The sequence below is a fragment of the Bacillus sp. GbtcB14 genome, assembly GCF_019091205.1.
In the GTDB taxonomy this organism is placed as follows: Bacteria; Bacillota; Bacilli; order Bacillales; family Bacillaceae_G; genus Bacillus_A; species Bacillus_A cereus_AG.
Map to the genome: position 1 here is coordinate 1 of NZ_JAGXJT010000305.1, position 237 is coordinate 237.

The following is a 237-nucleotide window of genomic DNA, read 5'->3' on the forward strand; positions in this document are numbered from 1 at the left end:
CCACCGGGACATCCTTCACCCGATATCTTTTTAAATGTAATAGAACGACTCGAATACATACGAGGAATGGAATTAGAAACGGTGCAATTTAATCATTTGCACCGCAATCGCCTGTTACAGCTGTCTCGCTTGGGCTCAAGATATGAACCTTATGCATGCCGTGATTTTCAGGAAAATACTCGATATTCATTACTAACCGTCTATTTATTACATCTTAATCAAGATTTGACGGATAAA

The 237-nt window shown here is 38.8% G+C and carries 1 protein-coding gene; it reads left to right on the forward strand.

Annotation, left to right across the window (positions count from 1 at the left end):
* Positions 1-237: hypothetical protein (locus KVT31_RS29980; RefSeq protein ID WP_217613771.1), on the forward strand; the 237-nt coding region annotated here is incomplete at both ends.